Source organism: Caulobacter sp. LARHSG274 (assembly GCF_052871235.1).
The window spans coordinates 15412-32456 of sequence record NZ_JBIXJO010000022.1 but is presented as its reverse complement, the minus strand read 5'-3'; the positions used below and the strand labels follow the sequence as shown (position 1 = coordinate 32456).

The window sequence follows — 17045 nt, the reverse complement described above, 5'->3', positions numbered from 1 at the left end:
GCCGTCTATATGGAGACCGTCATGGGCATCCTGATCAAGAACCCCGAGGCCGAGCGCGCGGTGCGCGAACTGGCCGAACTGACCGGCGAGAGCCTGACCACCGCGGTCGAGATCGCGGTGCGCGAACGCCTGGCGGCCAAGCGCAGCGAGGCGCGACCGCATCGGCCTCGGAGCGTCGCGGAAATGGACGCGATCACCAGGAAGTATCTGACGCCCGAAGCGCTGGCGGGTCTTCTACCGCCGATCACCAAAGCCGATTTCGACGAGCTCAATGAGATCCCCGGCTATGACGTGTCGGATTCGTGAGGATCGTTGTCGATAGCTCGGCGCTGGTGGCCATCGGGACTTTCGAGCCGGACAGGCCCGCCTTCATCCAGGCCATCGAGACAGCAAGCGAGATTCTGATCTCTCCGATCAATTACGTCGAGACCGGTGTCGTTCTGACGGGGCGAGGCCATTTTGTTTCGCGCGAAGGCTTCGGCGAATGGCTTTCCAACTATCGAGTTCAGATCGCCTCCGAACCTGTGATCGACGCCTCGGCTCTCGACGCCTACCTGAAATTCGGCAAGGGCCGCCACCCGGCACGGCTCAACCTCGCCGACTGCTTCGCCTACGCCCTGGCCAAGTCGCTGGACGCGCCTTTGCTCTACAAAGGCGACGACTTTCGGATGACCGACGTCCGCTCGGCGTTGGATGTCTAACTCGCTGCCGGATCCGGCACGCCCCGCACGTCGCGCCAGTATTCCTCGCGCACATCCTCATCGATCACCGGAGGATCGCCCGCGCCCTTGTACAGCCGGTCGTCGCCGCCCTTGCGCGCCTTGGCGATCCAGAACGGCTGGCCGGTCTCAGCGTCGCTGAAATTGGCCTTCAGGCCCGAGTTCCGCAGCGCTTCGAACGTGCGGCCGGCGTAGTAGAGCGTCTCTCCGGTCTTGGAGAGTCCGACACGCCCGATCCGCGCAGGCCCGTTCAGGCCCTTGGACTTGTCTTCGAGGTACATGATGCGGAATTTCATCGGGCCTTATCCCACGAACCCTGCCGCCCGTCTCAGTCGGTCGTTGATCGCCTCGCCCAGGCCCTCGTCGGGAATTGGGGCCACGGCGATGGCCGTCGGCCTGATGCGGTCGGCGGCGCGGAGGAATGAGAACAGATTGGCGGCCGCCTCGGTCAGGTCGCCGGACGGGCTGAGGTTGAACACTCCCTCCCCGTCCGGCCAGGGTCCGAACGCCAGGAACGCTTCGCCCGCCGCCGGGGCCGCGGCGTTGATCCGCACCGGCGCGTCGGGGGCGTAGTGCAGGGCCAGGCGGCCGGGCGAACGCTTGGCGTCGCCGGCGGCCTCGGCCAACGGACCGACCACGGCCTCCAGCTGGGCGCGGGTGACGGCGCCGGGCCGCAGCAGGCGCGGCGGGCCGTCGAGTACCGCGACGACGGTGGATTCCAGGCCCACCGCGCACGGGCCGCCGTCGAGGGCGACGGCGGCCTTGTCGCCGGTCTCGTCGAAGGCGTCCTGGAAGGTGGTCGGGCTGGGCCGGCCTGAGCGGTTGGCCGAGGGGGCGACCACCGCGCCGCCGAACGCCGCCAGCACGGCCCGCGACAGCGGATGGCCCGGCACGCGGACGGCGACGGTGTCCAGCCCCGCCCGGGCCAGGTCGCAGACGGCGGCGGCGTCGCGGACCGGGGCCACCAGGGTCAGGGGCCCCGGCCAGAACGCCTCGGCCAGGGCCAGGGCCCGGGCGTCGAGCACGGCGATCCGCGCGGCGGTCTCCAGGTCGGCGACATGGGCGATCAGCGGATTGAAGCGCGGCCGGCCCTTGGCCGCGAAGATCGCCGCCACCGCCGTCGGATCGGCCGCGTCGGCACCCAGGCCGTAGACCGTCTCAGTCGGCAGCAGGACCAGCCCGCCGGCCCGGAGGGCCCGCGCCGCGGCCTCTATGTCCTCTTGGCGGTGATGGCGAAGCTGACCTTCACCTTGCCACCGATCTGATCCGTCGACGCCCATTCGCCCTGTCCCACGCCGAACGCCGTCCGGTCGAGGGTGGTTACACCGCGGGCCGTGGCCGTGTCGCCGTCGATCTTCAGGCTGAAGGGCAGGCTGAGCGGCTTCTTGACCCCGCGCAGCTCCAGCGTCCCGTCGGCGACGAACCGGCCCTCGCCGGTCTTGCGGAACTTGCTGGCCGTGAAGGTCGCCTTGGGATGGCTGGCCGTAGCGAAGAAGTCGTCGCTGGGCAGGCTGGAATCGCGCTGCGCGTCGCCGGTGCTGGCTGAGGCCATGTCGATGCTGACGGTCAGTTTCGAGCGGTCCAGGGCCTGCGGCGAGAACAGGATATCGGCGGTCCAGCGCGTGAACTGGCCCTCGATGGCGTCGCCGGCCCAGCTGGCGGTGAAGCCCAGGGTGGAGCTCTTGGCCACGGTCCAGGCGACGGGGTCCTTCAGGGCCGTGTCCGGCGCGGCCGGGGCGGCGGGTTCGGCCGCAGGCGGCGTCGCGGCCGTGGGAGCGGCGGTGGCGGGCGTCGCCGGTTCGGCGCTCGGCGCCCTGACCTGGGCGTCGGCGATGTTGGCCGGCGCGGCGGGTGCGGCGTGGGGCTTGACGGCCGGCTTGTAGAGATAGCCGGCGGCGATCACCGCGACCAGGCCGGCGGCCGCCAGCCAGGCCCGCGGCTCCTTCCAGCCCGGCTTCGCGCCGGCCGCCATGTGGCCGAACACCTCGTCGCGATCGAGGAGCTGGTGCTTGGCCACCGCTCCCAGGTGCAGGGCCAGCAGGCCGAAGGTCAGATAGACCAGCAGGCCGTGGCCGGTCTCGCCGATCTCATGCCACAGGTGCTTGGGCCCGGCCGCCAGCTCCGGCAGGAAGGGCAGGTGCGGCCAGGGGATCGCGCCATAGAGCACGGTCGGAATGGTCAGCTTGCTGGCCGAGACCATGATCCAGCCGGTCAGCGGCAGGCCGATCATGATCACATAGAAGGCCGCATGCACGATCTGCGAGGCGACCGTCTCCCAGCGCGCCTGCCCGGCCGGATGCGGCGGCGGTTTGTGGAACAGCCGCCAGGCCAGGCGCGCCAGGCTGAGCAGCAGGATGGTGACGCCGATCGACTTGTGCAGCTGGAAGATGGCGTAGGTGGCCGGTCCCTTGGGCTCGGAGGCCATCCTTAGGCCCAGGATGATCTGGAAGACGATGGCGGCGGCGATCAGCCAGTGCAGGGTGATCGCCACCGTCGTGTAGCGACGTGCGCCGGCCGCCGCCGAGGCGGTCTCTTGGGTCGTCTCGGCGGTCATGCCGTACCTCGTCTCTAGGCGTCGTCGTTCGGCCGGAGCTTACTTCTTGGGCCGAAACTTATTTCTTGGGATTGAACTCGGCCTCGATCAGCAGGTCGACGTCGTCGCCGACCATCGGGACCAGATGGGTGAAGCCGAAGTCCGAGCGCTTGATCTTGCCGGTCGCCGAAAAGCCCATGATCTGCGAGCCGAACGGAGTCTTGGCGAAGCCGTTGTACTTGGCGTCGAGGGTGACCGACTTGGTCACGCCGCGGAAGGTCAGGTCGCCGGTCAGCTTGCCCGGCTCGATCTTGGTCGAGACGAAGGTGATCTTCGGGTACTGGGCGCCGTTGAAGAACTTCGGATCGGTGCCGATTTCCTTGTTGAAGTCCGGCAGGCCGGTGTCGACGGCCGTGGCGTCGATGGTGATCGACACCTTGGTGTCCAGCGGCTTGGCCGGGTCATAGGCATAGGAGCCGTCGATGGCGCCCTGGGCGAAGCGGAAGGTGTAGTTCGAGGTGCCGAAGTGGCGGACTCGCATGGTCAGGCTGGCGTGGCGCTTGTCGAGCGTCCAGTTGCCGGCGGGAGCCTGGGCCGGATCGGTCGCGACCTGGGCGGAGGCCACGGCCGGGAGGACGACGGACGCGGACAGGAGAGCGCCGGCCAGGATGGCGCCCCTGAAGAGCGAGGGGGCGATGCGGCGGTTCATGAAAGTCTCCAAATTGTGACAGCGACAGTTGCTGAACCCCCGACTTAAGAAGCTTGGCGTGAAGATGAAGGGCGCGGGGTTCACGAAGCCGTGATCCTGAGCGCTTTGCAGGGCGCGTCCCAGCATCTAAACGGGATTCAGTTCGCCGTCGCCAGATCGGATTCCCTCATGACCTTCCGCGCGCCCGTCCGCGACCTCGCCTTCGCCCTGCGCCACGTCGCGGGGTTCGAGCGGCTGGCCGACGCCTTTCCCGAGGCCGACGCCGACACGGTCGACGCGGTGCTGGAGGCGGCCGGCCTGTTCGCCAGTGAAGTGCTGGCCCCGATCAACCGGGCCGGCGACCTGACCGGCGCCCGGCTCGAAAATGGCGTGGTCCGCACCGCCCCCGGCTTCGCCGAAGCCTACAAGGCCTTCGCCGAGGGGGGCTGGACCAGCCTGGCGGCCGCGCCCGAGCACGGCGGTCAGGGCCTGCCCAAGACCCTGGAGATCGCGGTGCTGGAAATGGTCCAGGCCGCCAACATGGCCTTCGGCCTGTGCCCGATGCTGAGCCTGGGGGCCATCGAGGCCCTGGCGCATCACGGCTCCGAGCGCCAGAAGCGCCTCTACCTGCCCAGGCTGGTCTCCGGCGAATGGACCGGCACCATGAACCTGACCGAGCCCCAGGCCGGCTCGGACCTGGGCGCCCTGACCACCTTGGCGACGCCGGACGACGACGGCGGCTACACCCTGTCGGGCCAGAAGATCTTCATCACCTGGGGCGACCACGACGTCGCCGACAACATCCTGCACCTGGTCCTGGCCCGCACGCCCGGCGCGCCGGCCGGGGTCAAGGGCATCTCGCTGTTCCTGGCCCCCAAGGTCCTGGTCGACGACTCCGGCAGCCTGGGCGCGGCCAACGCCGTGCGGGTCGGGGGGCTGGAACACAAGCTGGGCATCCACGGCTCGCCCACCTGCGTGATGCTGTACGAGGGCGCCAAGGCCGAACTGGTCGGCGAACTGGGCCAGGGCCTGGCCCACATGTTCACGATGATGAACGCCGCCCGCCTGCAGGTCGGGGCCCAGGGCGTGGCCATCGCCGAGCGCGCCTACCAGCAGGCCCTGGACTTCTCGCTGGAGCGGACCCAGGGCCGCTCGGCCTGGACCGGGGCCTATCCGTCACGCCTGTTCGACCATCCCGACATCCGCAAGACCCTGGTGCTGATGAAGGCCCGGATCGAGGCGGCGCGCGGCGTCTGCCTGTCGACCGCCGTGGCCGCCGACCTCGCCAACCACGCCGCCACCGAGGCCGAACGGGCCGCCGCCCGGCTGCGCGAGGAGTTGCTGACGCCGATCGCCAAGGCCTGGTCCACCGACATCGGCGTCGAGGTCGCCTCGCAGGGCGTGCAGGTCCATGGCGGCATGGGCTTTATCGAGGAGACCGGCGCGGCCCAGCACTATCGCGACGCCCGCATCACCCCGATCTACGAGGGCGCCAACGGCATCCAGGCCATCGACCTTGTCGGCCGCAAGCTGATGCTCGGCGAGGGCCAGGCGATCGGCGACCTGATGGACGACATGCGCGACACGCTGGAGGCCCTCGAAGCGGCCGGCGGCGCGCTCGGCGGCCTGGCCCTGCGCTTCCAGGCGGCCCTCGACGGAGCGAGCGCGGCCACCGCCTGGCTGATCGAGCGCCGGGCCCGGGCCATGCCCGACGCCCTGGCGGGGGCCACGGCCTATCTGAGGCTGCTGGGCGACACGGTCGGCGGCTGGATGCTGGCCAAGGGGGCCCTGGCCGAGCCAGTGGGGTTGCGACTGGCTTTGGCGCGGGTCTATGCGGAGACCGTTCTGGCGACCGTCCCCGGCCAGGTGGCGGGGGTCACGGCCGGGGCCGGCGACCTGGAAGCCGTGACACCGGAGGCGCTGGGGGCGCACTGAGCCGGCCGAGGCGAGATCGCCCGCCGCCTTGCGTCCTTCGAGGCCCGCTGCGCGGGCGCCTCAGGATGAGGAATTCAGGGCAAAGTCGCCCTCATCCTGAGGTGCGAGCCGCAGGCGAGCCTCGAAGGACGCACCGCGGCTCAGCGACTCCTACAGCTGGGCCAGCATGTAGTCTGCCGACGAGACCTTGAATTCGCCGCCCTCTTCCACGTTCAGGGTCTCGACCACCCCGTCCTTGGCGACCAGCGAATAGCGTTGCGAGCGCAGGCCCATGCCGAACTTGCTGCCGTCGAACTCCAGGCCGACGGCGCGGGTGAAGTCGCCGTTGCCGTCGGCCAGCAGCAGGACCTCGTCGGTGATCCCCTGGTCGGCGGCCCAGGCCTTCATCACGAAGACGTCGTTGACCGAGACGCAGGCGATCGTGTCGACGCCCTTGGCTTTGAGTTCGGCGGCCTTGTCCTTGAAGCCCGGCAGGTGCTTGGCCGAACAGGTCGGGGTGAAGGCGCCGGGCACCGCGAACAGGGCCACGGTCTTGCCCTTGAACAGCGCGTCGCTGGTCAGGGGCGCGGGGCCCTCGGCCGTGAAGGTCATGAAAGTCGCCGAGGGAAGCGTGTCGCCAACCTTGATCGCCATGTGCGGGATTCCTGTTCGTTGAGGGAGCGGATCGGAGATAAAGCCCCGAACGCCGATCGCCAAGGAAAGGTTGGACTTGAATCCGTCGCCTTCCGCCCTGATCCTGTGATCATGGACCACGACGCCAACCACGGCCCCGCGTTTCTCGCCGGACAGATGCTGGTGGCCATGCCCGGCATCGGCGACCCGCGCTTCGAGCGCGCCGTGCTCTATCTGTGCGCCCACGACGCCGAGCAGGCCATGGGGCTGGCGGTCAACCGACCCGTCGAAGGCCTGACCCTGTACGAGCTGCTGAACAATCTGGGCGTCGAACCCGACGCCGAGGCCCTGGGCGACCCGGTGATGCTGGGCGGCCCGGTGGAGCGCGAGCGAGGCTTCGTGCTGCACACCGACGACTTCGTCTCGCCCGACTCCACGGTGCCGGTGGCCGACGGCCTGGCCCTGACCGTCACGCGGGACGTGCTGGACGCCCTGGGCAACCGGGCCCTGCGGCCGCGCCGCGCCATCCTGGCCCTGGGCTATTCCGGCTGGGGGCCCGGCCAGCTGGAGCAGGAGCTGCGCGACAATGTCTGGCTGATCTGCGAGGCCGACGAAACCCTGCTGTTCGGCGACGACTACGACAACAAATGGACCATGGCCCTGGCCAAGATCGGCGTCACCGCCGACCACCTGTCGGCCCAGGCGGGGCGCGCCTAACCGCTGAACTTCACAGTTTGATGAAAGCCTCCGACGGCGCTTGCCTTCGCGCAAATACAGGCCTTTCATTGCAGGGCTGGGACCACATCGGCATGCCCGTTCGCGGACATGCCGGGCCCACGGGCGGCGCCCATGATGTACTCGCGCTTGTCGCTCCAGCCCCAGGAGACCTGGGTCCAGCCGCGCTATGCCCAACCCCCGCCGCGGCGGCGGAACGGGTCGCGCCTGCTGCCGCTCATGAGCGCGATCCTGCTGATGGCGTGGGGCTTCTATCTGATGCTCCTCGACTACGGGCCGCCGGGAGCCGGGGCCGCGCCGTCCCTGATCGTGGAGCCGCCGGCCATCATCGAGAACTCCCGCCCACAGGAGGTCCAACCCGCCCGCGGCGTGAAGATCATCGTGGCCGAGCCCGCCCCCGCCAAGCCTGCGCCGGACACCTGGGCCGCCCTGCCCACGACCCTGGCCGCGCCGCTGGCCGCCGTCCCTCTGGCCGATCCGGTCGACCCGGCACGCCAGGCCGCCGCCTGCGGCGAGGCGACGAGCCTGGCCGCGCAGATGGTCTGCGTCGATCCGACCCTGGGGCTGGCCGATCAGCGCGCCGCGACCGCCTACGAGGCGGCCCTGGAGGCGGGCGTGTCGCCGGCCCTGCTCGGACGCTCGCAGGCCCATTGGCTATTGTCGCGGGATGCGGCGGCGCGGTCCTCGCCGGAAGATCTGCTGGCCGCCTACCAGGCCCGTGAGCGCCAGCTCAGCGCGGCGGCGGCCCTGGCCCGCCGGACTCCGGAGGCCGCGGCGGCGCCTCAGCCCCGCGCCTTGACCGGGGCGGCGCCGTCGACATAGGCCTCGTTCAGATAGACCTCGGCCTCCTGCGGCGACAGGGCCGGCGCATAGCCGAAGCCCTGGCCGTAGTCGCAGCCCAGCGCCTGCAGGGCGCGGGCCATTTCAGCGTTCTCGACGCCTTCGGCCACCACCTCAAGGTCGAGGTCCTGGCCCAGCTTGACCACCGAGCGAACGATCTTGGCCGAGCCGGCGTTGGCGCCCATGGTGCGCACGAAATAGCGGTCGATCTTCAGGGTGTCGAACGGCAGGCGGGTCAGGTAGGACAGCGACGAGAAGCCGGTGCCGAAGTCGTCCAGGGCCAGGCCGGCCCCGGCCTCGCGCAGCGAACGCAGGATCACCGCCGCCCGCTCGGGGTCGCGCATGATGTCGCTTTCGGTGACTTCCAGCTTCAGGGCTCCGCGCGGCAGGCCGTTGTCGCGCAGCACCTGGCGCACGTCGTGGACAAGGCCCGGGCGATCGATCTCGCCGGTCGACAGGTTGACGCTGACGGTCAGGGCCCCGACCGCTGGATGGGTGGCGCGCCAGGCGGCCAGCTGCCGGGCCGAGGTGCGCATCATGTGCTCGCCCAGCTCGCTCATCAGGCCCATCTCCTCCACCAGCGGGAGGAACTCGTCGGGCGGCAGCATGCCGCGGCGCGGATGGATCCAGCGGGCCAGGGCCTCGAACCCGGACAGGGCGCCGGTCGACAGCCGCACCACCGGCTGGAAATAGGGGGTGATCTCGCCACGGCCGATGGCTCCGCGCAGGTCGGCCTCCAGGGCCAGGCGCGACAGGCCGTCGGTCTCCATCGAGCGGCCATAGGCGGCCGCCCCGCCGCGCCCGCCCGAGGCCGCGGCCTCGACGGCTAGCTCGGCCCGGCGCAGCAGCTCGGCCGCCTCGGGGGCGTCCTCGCCGCCCTCGACCGCCACGGCCCCGATCGACAGGGTGGGATGGATGTCAAAGCCCGCCACGCGCAGCGGCTGCTCCAGCGACGCGCGCAGCAGTTCGGCCGGCTCGAAGCCGGCGGGATCGCACAGCACCGCGAACTCGTCCTCGCCGATCCGGCCCAGCAGGGCTTCGGACGGGAAGGCCGCGGCCAGGCGCGAGCCGAGGGCGGCCAGGACCAGGTCGGCGCGCTCGTGGCCGAGGGCTTCGTTCAGGCGGCGCAGGCGGTCGACGTCCGCCACCACCAGCTCGTGCGTGCCCGGCTGGGCCAGGCGTTCGCGGGCCTGGATGATGAAGCTCTTGCGGTCCAGCAGGCCCGTCAGGTCGTCGCGCCCGGAGGCGGCGAACTTGACCTCGGGAACGGCGACCCCGGCGGCGCGCACGCCGTCCTCCAGCCACACCCCGCGCCAGATGCAGGTCTCGCCGCCGCGCATGCGCAGCCGGGCGACGATCTCGCTGCCCGGCTCGCGCACCCGCAGGATGTCTTCGGCCTGGGCGCGGTCCTGCGGCAGGGTCAGGGCGCGCAAGGCGGCGGACGAACAGTCGGGCGCCAGAGGACCCATGCCCAGCGTGCGGGCCGCGCCGTTGACGCGCAGGCGGTCGAGCTCGGGTTCCCACAGCCACAGCGCCACTTCAGCGGCGCCCAACGCCTCCAGCGTGGCCGTGGCGTCCCAAACGCGTCGCTGACTGATCTTGAACGACATGCCTTGATCCCGCGCGCAAAGCGCATGTCCGGGTCCGCGCTACTTCGGCGCGACCATCCCGAACAGACGATGATCTCGCCATTCGCCGTTAATTTTCAGATAAGCGGCGGCATATCCTTCTTCGACGAAACCGGATTTCAGCAGCAGGGCGGCCGAGGGTCCGTTCTCCGGCATGCAGGCCGCCTCCAGCCGATGAAGGCCCAGGCCGTTGAACGCGAAGTCGATCGCCGCCTTCACGCCGTCGCGCATGTAGCCGCGCCGGGCGAAGGGCTCGCCGATCCAGTAGCCCATCACCGCGCTCTGGGCGACGCCGCGGCGGATGTGGAACAGGCGGACGCCGCCGATCAACGCCCCGTCCTCGTGGCGGAACATGAAGAACGGGAAGGCCTCGCCGGCCTCAAGCTCGCGAGCATAGGCGTTCAGGCGGGCGCGGAAGGCCGGCCGGGTCATGTCGTCCTCCGGCCAGGTCGGCTCCCAGGGCTTGAGGAAGGCGGCGGACTGGGCCCGCAGCGCCGACCACGCCTTGTAGTCCGACAGTCGCGGCAGGCGCAGGAACACCTTGGCGCCCTCAAGACGCGGGCCGGGATCGGTGTGGAACAGGCGAAGAAAGGCGGACAAGACAGGTTCCCGGGAAACGCCGCACCTTTCAGCGTCAAGCGCTTGAAGACAAGGGCTTTTCGACGCCGGCCGAGGCGAGGCGGCGCCCCGCCGGCCTAGCCCAGCGCCCGCGCGAAGGTCTCGCCCGCCTTCAGCGCCCCCTTGGCCCCGAGAATGGCGCTGGCCGACCGGGCCGGGCCCAGGATCGTCCGGCCCAGCCGCCGCAGGTCGTCGGGGGTCACCGCGTCGACGGCGGCGGCCAGTTCGGCCGGGGCGTATAGTCGGTCGAACATCAGGGCCTGGCCGGCCGCCTGCTCGGCGCGCGACAGCGGCTGCTCGCGGGCCATGAACATGTGGGCCTTCAGCTGGGCCTTGGCGCGGGCCAGTTCGGCGTCCTCGATCCGCTCGGCCAGGCCGACGATCTGGTCGGCGCAGACCTTGGCCGTCTCGGCCGCGTCGGAGGCCGCGCAGCCGGCATAGACGCCCAGCGCCCCGATGTCGGCATAGGTGTCGGCATAGGCGTCGATGTTGTAGGCGAGGCCGCGTTTCTCGCGGGCTTCCTGGAACAGCCGCGACGACATGCCGCCCCCCAGGACCTCGGCGAAAATGCGCAGGGCGAAGTAGTCGTCCTCCCGGGCGCTGACGCCCGGCAGCATGAACACCAGCTGCGCCTGTTCCAGCTTGCGGACCTGGCCCTTGCGCCCGCCGACGAAGGCGGGGACCACGAAGGCCGGGGCGCCGGGCGCGGCCGGCAGGTCGCCGAACGCGCGGCGGGCCAGGGCCAGCACCTCGTCGAGCTCGACCGCGCCGGCGGCGCTGACCACCAGGCGGTCGGCGGCGTAGAGGGCCGAGCGCCAGGCCGCCAGGCCCTCGACGGTGGCCGCATTGACGCTGTCGACCGTGCCCAGGATCGGCCGGGCCAGCGGATGCTCGCCCCAGGCGGCGGCCTGGACCAGGTCGAAGACATAGTCGTCCGGCGCGTCGGCGGCCTCGGCGATCTCCTGGGCCACCACCTGCTTCTCGCGGGTGAGGTCGGCCGGGTCGAGGGTCGGGCGCAGGATCAGGTCGGCCAGCACGCTCATGCCCAGGTCTAGGCCGCCCTTCAGGGCGCGGACCTGGAAGCTGGTGCGCTCGTAGCCGGTGGCGGCGTTGATCGAGCCGCCCTGGCTTTCGATGACCTCGACGATGTCGCGGGCCGAGCGGCCGCCCGCGCCCTTGAACACCATGTGCTCCATCAGGTGCGACCAGCCCGAGCGGGCCGGATCTTCATAGGCCGCGCCGCGGCCGGCCACGATCGACAGGGCGATCGTCTCCAGTCCCGGCATCGGGTCGCAGATCACCCGGACGCCGTTTTCGAGGGTGTGGAGAGTGGCGGTCATGCTCCCGCCGAGGCGAAGACGCGGACGAAGGCCTTGACCGTTTCGGCGTCGGCCGGCAGGCGGTCGAACTTTTCCGGCTTCCTCGACAGGTCCGGCGTCGCCCGCGGCGTGGCCGGGGTCAGGCCGGCGGCGGCCAGGACCGCTTCGGGGAACTTGGCCGGATGGGCGGTGGACAGCACCACGACCGGGGTCGCCGGGTCAGCCAGGCGCAGGCGGGCGGCGGCCGCGACGCCGACGGCGGTGTGGGGGTCGATGACCTCGCCGGTCTCGTTCAGAGTCGACAGGATGGTCTTGGCGGTGTCGGCCTCGCTGACCGACGCGCCCTGGAACAGCTCGCGCATCTTGCCGTGAGCGCTGGGCGGGATGTCGAGCAGGCCGGTCCCGGCGAAGGCGCGGAAGGCCCGGCCGGTCTCGATCCCGTCGCGGCCGACCGCCTCGAAATAGAGCCGCTCGAAATTGCTGGCCACCTGGATGTCCATGGCCGGGCTCTGGGTGGCGGCGACGGCGCCGCGGGCGTAGCGGCCCTCCTCGAAGGCCCGGGCCAGGATGTCGTTGGAATTGGTGGCGGCGATGATGCGGGCGATCGGCAGGCCCATGCGGCTGGCGACATAGGCGGCGTAGGCGTCGCCGAAATTGCCGGTCGGGACCACGAAGGCGACCTTGCGGGCGGGGGCGCCGAGGGCGACGGCGGCGGTGAAGAAATAGACGCTCTGGGCGGCGATCCGCGCCCAGTTGATCGAGTTGACGCCCGACAGATCGACCGCGTGGCGGAACTGGTCGTCGGAGAAGGCCTGCTTGACGATGGCCTGGCAGTCGTCGAACGAGCCCTGGATCGAGACGCAGGCGACGTTGCTGTCGGTCGCCGTGGTCATGAACCGGCGCTGGACCTCGCTGATCCGGCCTTCGGGGAACAGCGCCACGATGCGGGCGTTGGAGCGGCCGCGGAAGGCCTCGACCGCCGCGCCGCCGGTGTCGCCCGAGGTGGCGCAGATGATGGTCATGGTCCGCGACTGGCGCGACAGCACGTAGTCGTAGAGCCGCCCCAGCAGCTGCATCGCCACGTCCTTGAAGGCCAGGGTCGGGCCGTGGAACAGCTCCAGCAGGTGGCGGCCGGGGGCCAGCTGCTTCAGCGGCGCGACGGCGGCGTGGGCGAAGCTGGCATAGGCCTCCTCGCACATCTCGGCCAGGTCCTGGGCCGGCAGGTCGTCGCCGACGAACTTGCCGATCACCGCGGCGGCGACCTTGGCGTAGGGCTGGCCGGCGAAGGCGGCGATCTCTTCGGCGGTAAAGGTCGGCCAGCGCTCGGGCACATAGAGGCCGCCGTCGGGGGCCAGGCCGGCCAGCACCGCTTCCAGGAAGCCGATCGACGGGGACTCGCCCCGGGTGGAGACATAGCGCATCAGGATCTCATCTTCCGCCAGAGCATGGCGGCATAGATAATGAGCAGGGTCACGGCAAGACCGAACCACGTCAGGGCGTATTCCAGGTGCCGATTGGAAATTTCTGCCGGCAGGGGCGCGGGGGTGACGCCGGGCGGGACGGGGGTCGCGGTCTCGACCATCAGGATGTAGGGCGCGGGCCGTTCCGCGGCGAAGCGCTGGACCGTCGCTTGGCGGTCGCCGCCCAGGGATTTGGGCGCCATCAGCACGCCGACCGCCCGGGCCGGGGCGGCCAGGGTCACCGGCGCCGGCGTCGGCTGGCCGGTCAGCGCCTTGACGACCCCCAGGTCGAGCAGGATGACGCCGTAGCCGGCGGCGGCGGTCCGGCAGGGGGCGGTGGCGCGCCAGACGATGTCGCCGTCGCGCACGCCGTAGACCAGCGGCAAGGTTTCCGCTCCGGCCGGCGCGCAGTCGACCGAAGCCCGAGTCCAGGCGACATCCTCGCCCTTGTCCGCGCGAGCCAGTACGGCGGCCAGGGGCTGGGCCGGCGCGGTCTTCAGCACCTCGATGCGGGCCAGCAGGTCTTCCTTCCAGGCCAGGCGCTTGATCTGCCAGACGCCCAGGCCGCACAGGATCGCCAGGGCGATCAGGGTGGCGATCGTCAGGCCGATCGGGAAGCGGCGGTCCTTGGGGACAGAAGCGTCAGACATCGTGGCGGCCGGCCTCCGAGGCCTTGTTGGCGACCTGGGCGGCGACCATCAGGCCCTTGGCCGGGCGCATCAGGCCCAGGCACGCCAGCAGCGTCAGGGGCAGCCAGACCAGCAGCAGCAGCCAGACCGGCCAGCTGAAGGCGAACATCGTGAACAGCGCCCCGAAGGCGCACAGGAAGCCGGCGATCAGGATCACGAAGGTCGCCGCCCCGTCGCCGGTCTCATAGGCGCCCAGGTCGAAGCCGCAGGCGTCGCAGGTCCTGGCCACCCGCAGGAAGCCTTCGAACAGCACGCCCTCGCCGCAGTGGGGACAGCGGCCGGTCGCGCCGGCCAGATAGGGATTCACATGGGCCATGGGGCGGGATCCAGAAAGCAAAAAGGCCCGGAACGCTTTGCGGCGTTCCGGGCCCCTGCGAAGCGCGTGATCTAGTGGTGAGCGCCGAAGATCACATAGACGAAGGCGAACAGGAACAGCCAGACCACGTCGACGAAGTGCCAGTACCAGGCGGCGGCCTCGAAGCCGAAGTGCTGCTTGGGGGTGAAGGCGCCGTTCATCAGCCGGATCAGGCAAACGATCAGGAACAGGGTGCCGACGAACACGTGGAAGCCGTGGAAGCCGGTGGCCAGGAAGAAGGTCGAGCCGTAGAGGCCCGAATTGGCGGCCGCTTCCGAGTAGAACAGATGCTCGTGGTTGATGTGGCTGTACTCGTAGATCTGGATCGTCGTGAACAGCGCGCCCAGCAGGATGGTCAGGATCAGGCCCCACTTGGCGCCGTTGCGGTCGCCCTGCTGCAGGGCGTGGTGCGACCAGGTGATGGTGGTGCCCGACAGCAGCAGGGTCAGGGTGTTGACCAGCGGCAGGTGCCAGGGCGACACGGCCTCGACCCCGGCCGGCGGCCAGGTGGCCCAGGCCGTGCGCACTTCCTCGATGCCCGACAGGGTGCGGTGATGGTGGAACAGGGCCATCTCGAAGAAGATCCAGAACCACGCCACGAAGAACATCACCTCCGAGGCGATGAACAGCACCATGCCGTAGCGCAGGCCGATCGACACCACCGGGGTGTGGTCGCCGGCGTTGGCTTCCTTGATGACGTCGCTCCACCAGCCGAAGAAGGTGTAGAGCACGCCCGAGATGCCCAGGGCGAACAGCCACCACTGGCCCTTCTCGATGCCGAACACCCCGCCCTTGATCCAGGCGATCAGGCCCAGGGCCATCATGGTGGCCGAGGCCGAGCCGACGAACGGCCACGGGCTGGGGGGCAGGATGTGATAGTCGTGTTTGACGGCGCCGTGGGCCATGTGCGTGCTAACCCTTTAATCCCTCAAGAGCGTGATCGCCGAAGGTGGAAGCCGGTTTCGGCGACCATCCGCTCTCACCTGTATCAGGCCCCGCGGCCGGTCCCCCCGCCGCGACGCCCTGTGTGAAACGCTATAGCCCCGACGGCGGCTTGCCGCCAAGGGGTTGAACGATGCGCGGCGTCGTCGCCGCCTGTTTCGCCCCCGACGCGTCAGCAACGGCCGGGAAGAAGGTGTAGGAGAGCGTGATCTCCTGCTTGCCCTTGGTCTCCGGATCGTCCGCGAAGCGGGGGTCGACGAAGTAGACGACCGGGAACTCGACCGTCTGGCCCGCCTCGATCGTCTGGTTGGAGAAGCAGAAGCATTCCAGCTTCTGGAAATAGGGGCCGGCCTGCTCGGGCACGACGTTGTACAGCGCCCGGCCGGTCAGCGGCTTGTCGCCCCGGTTGGTCACCTTGAAGAAGGCCAGGCCCGTGTCGCCGATGCGGATGTCCTGGCTGACCTGCATGGCCGTGAAGTCCCAGGGCAGGCTGCGGACATTGGCGTCGAAGCGGATCTCGATCTTGCGGTCGAGAATCCGGGTCGGCTTGGCCTTGGCCTGGCGCACCGTGCCGTCGAAGCCGGTGGCCTGGCAGAACAGCTTGTAGAGCGGCACCGCCGCATAGGCCGCCCCGACCATGCCGAAGAAGGCGACGAGGCAGATCACCGCCACCTTGGCGTGGTGACGGCCGTCGCGCCTGGGGCCGGTCCCGGCCTTGTCGTCCTCGGCGATCTTGCGCTGGTCTTCAGAAGTGAGGGCCAACATTGCCTCCCAGCTTCACCAGGGTGACCACGAAGACCAGGATCACGAAGGCCGCCAGGCCCAGGCCCAGGGCGATGTTGCGGCCGCTGCGGGCCTTGTGGGCGGGATCGTCCTTGCGCGGCGAGGTCATAGCGGCAGCTCCAGGACGGGCAGGTGTAAGATGGGCAGACCCAGCACCGCCTCGGCCAGCAGGGCGGCGAACAGGGCGAACAGGTAGAGGATCGAGAAGGCGAACAGGTTGCGGGCGTGCCGCGCGTCGCCCCCCAATGCTTCCTTGGCCGGCTTGCCACGCTTGGCGGCCGCCTCGCCGACCTCATAGAGGTCGCGGTCGGCCGGACGCGGATCGGCGGCGTCGCCGGCCGCGCTGGCGAACACCCGCCAGGCCAGGGTCAGGAACACCAGGCCGCCCAGGCTCGAGACGGCCAGATAGAGCCACCCGCCCAGGCCGGTGACCGCCGGCGCGATGCAGATCGGGATCAGCACCAGGCTGTAGAGCAGGATCTGCTTGCGGGTTTCCTTGGCGCCCTTGACCACCGGCAACATCGGCACCCCGGCCTTGGCGTAGTCGGTGCTGATGTACAGCGACAGGGCCCAGAAGTGCGGCGGGGTCCACAGGAAGATGATCAGCACCATCAGCCAGGCGTTCAGCGGCGCGTGGCCCGTGGCCGCGGCCCAGCCGATGGCCGGCGGCAGCGCCCCGGCCAGGCCGCCGATGACGATGTTCTGGGCGGTCCAGCGCTTGAGCCACATGGTGTAGACCACCGCGTAGAACACGATGGTGAAGGCCAGCAGGCCGGCGGCCAGCCAGTTGATCGCCATGCCCATCAGCATCACCGACAGCAGACTGAGCACCACGCCCAGGGTGGCGGCCTCCTCGCCCTTGACCAGCCCCATGGGCACGGGCCGGCCGCGCGTGCGGCGCATCTTGGCGTCGATGTCGGCGTCGTACCACATGTTCAGCGCGCCCGAGGCCCCGGCCCCGACGGCGATGCAGAACACCGCCACCGCGCCGAGCAGCGGATGGATCGGCGTGCGGGCGGCCAGGAGACCCGTGAGCGCCGTAAAGACGACGAGCGACATCACCCGCGGCTTCATCAGCTGGAAATAGTCCTGCCAACGGGCGTGGCGGACCACGGGGGCCGCCTCGGCGTCGGGGGTCAGGACATCTCCGGGAGTGAGGACGGGCGAACGGGGCATTTTACTTAAGGGT

20 protein-coding genes and 1 pseudogene are annotated in these 17045 nt (G+C 70.2%); 5 read left to right on the top strand and 16 right to left on the bottom strand.

Annotated elements, in window-relative coordinates; genetic code table 11:
- The first annotated feature begins 21 nt into the window (after nt 1–21).
- Both ACIPQB_RS23135 and ACIPQB_RS23130 read left to right on the top strand, forming a co-directional pair.
- Nucleotides 22–306 carry a type II toxin-antitoxin system VapB family antitoxin gene (locus ACIPQB_RS23135; protein ID WP_446487602.1) on the top strand — a complete coding sequence of 95 codons (285 nt, stop codon included), beginning with the start codon at nt 22–24 and terminating at the stop codon, nt 304–306.
- The gene (locus tag ACIPQB_RS23130; protein ID WP_446487601.1) at nt 303–701 is read left to right on the top strand and encodes a type II toxin-antitoxin system VapC family toxin; all 399 of its coding nucleotides are present in this window, start codon (nt 303–305) and stop codon (nt 699–701) included. The genes ACIPQB_RS23135 and ACIPQB_RS23130 overlap by 4 nt, the downstream gene beginning before the upstream one ends.
- Here the strand turns inward: ACIPQB_RS23130 and ACIPQB_RS23125 are convergent.
- The 4 genes from ACIPQB_RS23125 to ACIPQB_RS23110 are packed head-to-tail and all read right to left on the bottom strand — an operon-like array spanning nt 698 to nt 3961.
- Nucleotides 698–1015 (bottom strand): 1-deoxy-D-xylulose-5-phosphate synthase, encoded by a 318-nt coding sequence (locus tag ACIPQB_RS23125; RefSeq protein WP_446487600.1) that lies wholly within the window; start codon nt 1013–1015, stop codon nt 698–700. The genes ACIPQB_RS23130 and ACIPQB_RS23125 overlap by 4 nt on opposite strands.
- 6 nt (nt 1016–1021) lie before the next feature.
- The gene (locus ACIPQB_RS23120) at nt 1022–1999 is read right to left on the bottom strand and encodes an L-threonylcarbamoyladenylate synthase (protein ID WP_446487599.1); all 978 of its coding nucleotides are present in this window, start codon (nt 1997–1999) and stop codon (nt 1022–1024) included.
- Nucleotides 1930–3273 carry a YceI family protein gene (locus ACIPQB_RS23115; protein ID WP_446487598.1) on the bottom strand — a complete coding sequence of 448 codons (1344 nt, stop codon included), beginning with the start codon at nt 3271–3273 and terminating at the stop codon, nt 1930–1932. Before ACIPQB_RS23115 ends, ACIPQB_RS23120 begins: the two co-directional genes overlap by 70 nt.
- Before the next feature lie 58 nt (nt 3274–3331).
- Nucleotides 3332–3961 (bottom strand): YceI family protein, encoded by a 630-nt coding sequence (locus tag ACIPQB_RS23110; RefSeq protein ID WP_446487597.1) that lies wholly within the window; start codon nt 3959–3961, stop codon nt 3332–3334.
- Nucleotides 3962–4129: 168 nt separating this feature from the next.
- Between ACIPQB_RS23110 and ACIPQB_RS23105 the strand changes: the two genes are divergently transcribed.
- On the top strand, nt 4130–5875 hold the full coding sequence (locus ACIPQB_RS23105) for an acyl-CoA dehydrogenase (protein WP_446487596.1): 1746 nt from the start codon (nt 4130–4132) through the stop codon (nt 5873–5875).
- 23 nt (nt 5876–5898) lie between these two features.
- Here the strand turns inward: ACIPQB_RS23105 and ACIPQB_RS23100 are convergent.
- Together ACIPQB_RS23100 and ACIPQB_RS23095 are read right to left on the bottom strand one after the other, a co-directional pair.
- Nucleotides 5899–6019, bottom strand: a pseudogene (locus tag ACIPQB_RS23100) (hypothetical protein); the annotation flags it as partial.
- 6 nt (nt 6020–6025) lie between these two features.
- A complete protein-coding gene (locus ACIPQB_RS23095; RefSeq protein ID WP_446487595.1) occupies nt 6026–6508 on the bottom strand; it encodes a redoxin family protein in 483 nt (160 codons plus the stop codon).
- Nucleotides 6509–6619: 111 nt separating this feature from the next.
- Between ACIPQB_RS23095 and ACIPQB_RS23090 the strand changes: the two genes are divergently transcribed.
- Both ACIPQB_RS23090 and ACIPQB_RS23085 read left to right on the top strand, forming a co-directional pair.
- Nucleotides 6620–7204: a YqgE/AlgH family protein gene (locus ACIPQB_RS23090; RefSeq protein ID WP_446487594.1), complete on the top strand. Its 585-nt coding sequence runs from the start codon at nt 6620–6622 to the stop codon at nt 7202–7204.
- A 132-nt stretch (nt 7205–7336) separates the two neighbouring features.
- Complete coding sequence (locus ACIPQB_RS23085; protein ID WP_446487593.1) at nt 7337–8044, top strand: hypothetical protein; 708 nt, start codon at nt 7337–7339, stop codon at nt 8042–8044.
- On the opposite strand, the gene ACIPQB_RS23080 is transcribed toward ACIPQB_RS23085, so the two are convergent.
- From ACIPQB_RS23080 to cyoE, 10 genes are all read right to left on the bottom strand, one after another.
- Nucleotides 8005–9672 carry a putative bifunctional diguanylate cyclase/phosphodiesterase gene (locus ACIPQB_RS23080; RefSeq protein WP_446487592.1) on the bottom strand — a complete coding sequence of 556 codons (1668 nt, stop codon included), beginning with the start codon at nt 9670–9672 and terminating at the stop codon, nt 8005–8007. The two genes, ACIPQB_RS23085 and ACIPQB_RS23080, sit on opposite strands and share 40 nt — an antisense overlap.
- A gap of 39 nt (nt 9673–9711) precedes the next feature.
- The gene (locus ACIPQB_RS23075) at nt 9712–10290 is read right to left on the bottom strand and encodes a GNAT family N-acetyltransferase (RefSeq protein ID WP_446487591.1); all 579 of its coding nucleotides are present in this window, start codon (nt 10288–10290) and stop codon (nt 9712–9714) included.
- 95 nt (nt 10291–10385) lie between these two features.
- Nucleotides 10386–11648 carry a M16 family metallopeptidase gene (locus tag ACIPQB_RS23070; protein ID WP_446487590.1) on the bottom strand — a complete coding sequence of 421 codons (1263 nt, stop codon included), beginning with the start codon at nt 11646–11648 and terminating at the stop codon, nt 10386–10388.
- Complete coding sequence (gene thrC, locus ACIPQB_RS23065) at nt 11645–13048, bottom strand: threonine synthase (RefSeq protein WP_446487589.1); 1404 nt, start codon at nt 13046–13048, stop codon at nt 11645–11647. The genes ACIPQB_RS23070 and thrC overlap by 4 nt, the downstream gene beginning before the upstream one ends.
- Nucleotides 13048–13737 carry an SURF1 family protein gene (locus ACIPQB_RS23060; protein ID WP_446487588.1) on the bottom strand — a complete coding sequence of 230 codons (690 nt, stop codon included), beginning with the start codon at nt 13735–13737 and terminating at the stop codon, nt 13048–13050. Before ACIPQB_RS23060 ends, thrC begins: the two co-directional genes overlap by 1 nt.
- Nucleotides 13730–14092, bottom strand: coding sequence for a DUF983 domain-containing protein (locus tag ACIPQB_RS23055; RefSeq protein ID WP_446487587.1), 363 nt, complete (start codon nt 14090–14092; stop codon nt 13730–13732). Before ACIPQB_RS23055 ends, ACIPQB_RS23060 begins: the two co-directional genes overlap by 8 nt.
- Nucleotides 14093–14163: 71 nt before the next feature.
- Nucleotides 14164–15036, bottom strand: coding sequence for a cytochrome c oxidase subunit 3 (locus ACIPQB_RS23050; protein WP_446487586.1), 873 nt, complete (start codon nt 15034–15036; stop codon nt 14164–14166).
- Between the two features lie 130 nt (nt 15037–15166).
- Nucleotides 15167–15838 carry a cytochrome c oxidase assembly protein gene (locus tag ACIPQB_RS23045; protein ID WP_446487585.1) on the bottom strand — a complete coding sequence of 224 codons (672 nt, stop codon included), beginning with the start codon at nt 15836–15838 and terminating at the stop codon, nt 15167–15169.
- Nucleotides 15819–15965: a hypothetical protein gene (locus tag ACIPQB_RS23040; protein ID WP_446487584.1), complete on the bottom strand. Its 147-nt coding sequence runs from the start codon at nt 15963–15965 to the stop codon at nt 15819–15821. The genes ACIPQB_RS23045 and ACIPQB_RS23040 overlap by 20 nt, the downstream gene beginning before the upstream one ends.
- Nucleotides 15962–17032 (bottom strand): heme o synthase, encoded by a 1071-nt coding sequence (gene cyoE, locus ACIPQB_RS23035; RefSeq protein ID WP_446487583.1) that lies wholly within the window; start codon nt 17030–17032, stop codon nt 15962–15964. The genes ACIPQB_RS23040 and cyoE overlap by 4 nt, the downstream gene beginning before the upstream one ends.
- Nucleotides 17033–17045 lie beyond the last annotated feature (13 nt).

Excerpts from the sequence above, each read along its gene's own strand:
- ACIPQB_RS23135 (WP_446487602.1), top strand. The coding sequence starts at position 22 with ATGGGCATCCTGATCAAGAACCCCGAGGCCGAGCGCGCGGTGCGCGAA.
- ACIPQB_RS23125 (WP_446487600.1), bottom strand. The coding sequence starts at position 1,015 with ATGAAATTCCGCATCATGTACCTCGAAGACAAGTCCAAGGGCCTGAAC.
- ACIPQB_RS23120 (WP_446487599.1), bottom strand. The coding sequence starts at position 1,999 with ATGGGCGTCGACGGATCAGATCGGTGGCAAGGTGAAGGTCAGCTTCGC.
- ACIPQB_RS23115 (WP_446487598.1), bottom strand. The coding sequence starts at position 3,273 with ATGACCGCCGAGACGACCCAAGAGACCGCCTCGGCGGCGGCCGGCGCA.
- ACIPQB_RS23110 (WP_446487597.1), bottom strand. The coding sequence starts at position 3,961 with ATGAACCGCCGCATCGCCCCCTCGCTCTTCAGGGGCGCCATCCTGGCC.
- ACIPQB_RS23105 (WP_446487596.1), top strand. The coding sequence starts at position 4,130 with ATGACCTTCCGCGCGCCCGTCCGCGACCTCGCCTTCGCCCTGCGCCAC.
- ACIPQB_RS23095 (WP_446487595.1), bottom strand. The coding sequence starts at position 6,508 with ATGGCGATCAAGGTTGGCGACACGCTTCCCTCGGCGACTTTCATGACC.
- ACIPQB_RS23090 (WP_446487594.1), top strand. The coding sequence starts at position 6,620 with ATGGACCACGACGCCAACCACGGCCCCGCGTTTCTCGCCGGACAGATG.
- ACIPQB_RS23085 (WP_446487593.1), top strand. The coding sequence starts at position 7,337 with ATGATGTACTCGCGCTTGTCGCTCCAGCCCCAGGAGACCTGGGTCCAG.
- ACIPQB_RS23080 (WP_446487592.1), bottom strand. The coding sequence starts at position 9,672 with ATGTCGTTCAAGATCAGTCAGCGACGCGTTTGGGACGCCACGGCCACG.
- ACIPQB_RS23070 (WP_446487590.1), bottom strand. The coding sequence starts at position 11,648 with ATGACCGCCACTCTCCACACCCTCGAAAACGGCGTCCGGGTGATCTGC.
- thrC (WP_446487589.1), bottom strand. The coding sequence starts at position 13,048 with ATGCGCTATGTCTCCACCCGGGGCGAGTCCCCGTCGATCGGCTTCCTG.
- ACIPQB_RS23060 (WP_446487588.1), bottom strand. The coding sequence starts at position 13,737 with ATGTCTGACGCTTCTGTCCCCAAGGACCGCCGCTTCCCGATCGGCCTG.
- ACIPQB_RS23055 (WP_446487587.1), bottom strand. The coding sequence starts at position 14,092 with ATGGCCCATGTGAATCCCTATCTGGCCGGCGCGACCGGCCGCTGTCCC.
- ACIPQB_RS23050 (WP_446487586.1), bottom strand. The coding sequence starts at position 15,036 with ATGGCCCACGGCGCCGTCAAACACGACTATCACATCCTGCCCCCCAGC.
- ACIPQB_RS23045 (WP_446487585.1), bottom strand. The coding sequence starts at position 15,838 with ATGTTGGCCCTCACTTCTGAAGACCAGCGCAAGATCGCCGAGGACGAC.
- ACIPQB_RS23040 (WP_446487584.1), bottom strand. The coding sequence starts at position 15,965 with ATGACCTCGCCGCGCAAGGACGATCCCGCCCACAAGGCCCGCAGCGGC.
- cyoE (WP_446487583.1), bottom strand. The coding sequence starts at position 17,032 with ATGCCCCGTTCGCCCGTCCTCACTCCCGGAGATGTCCTGACCCCCGAC.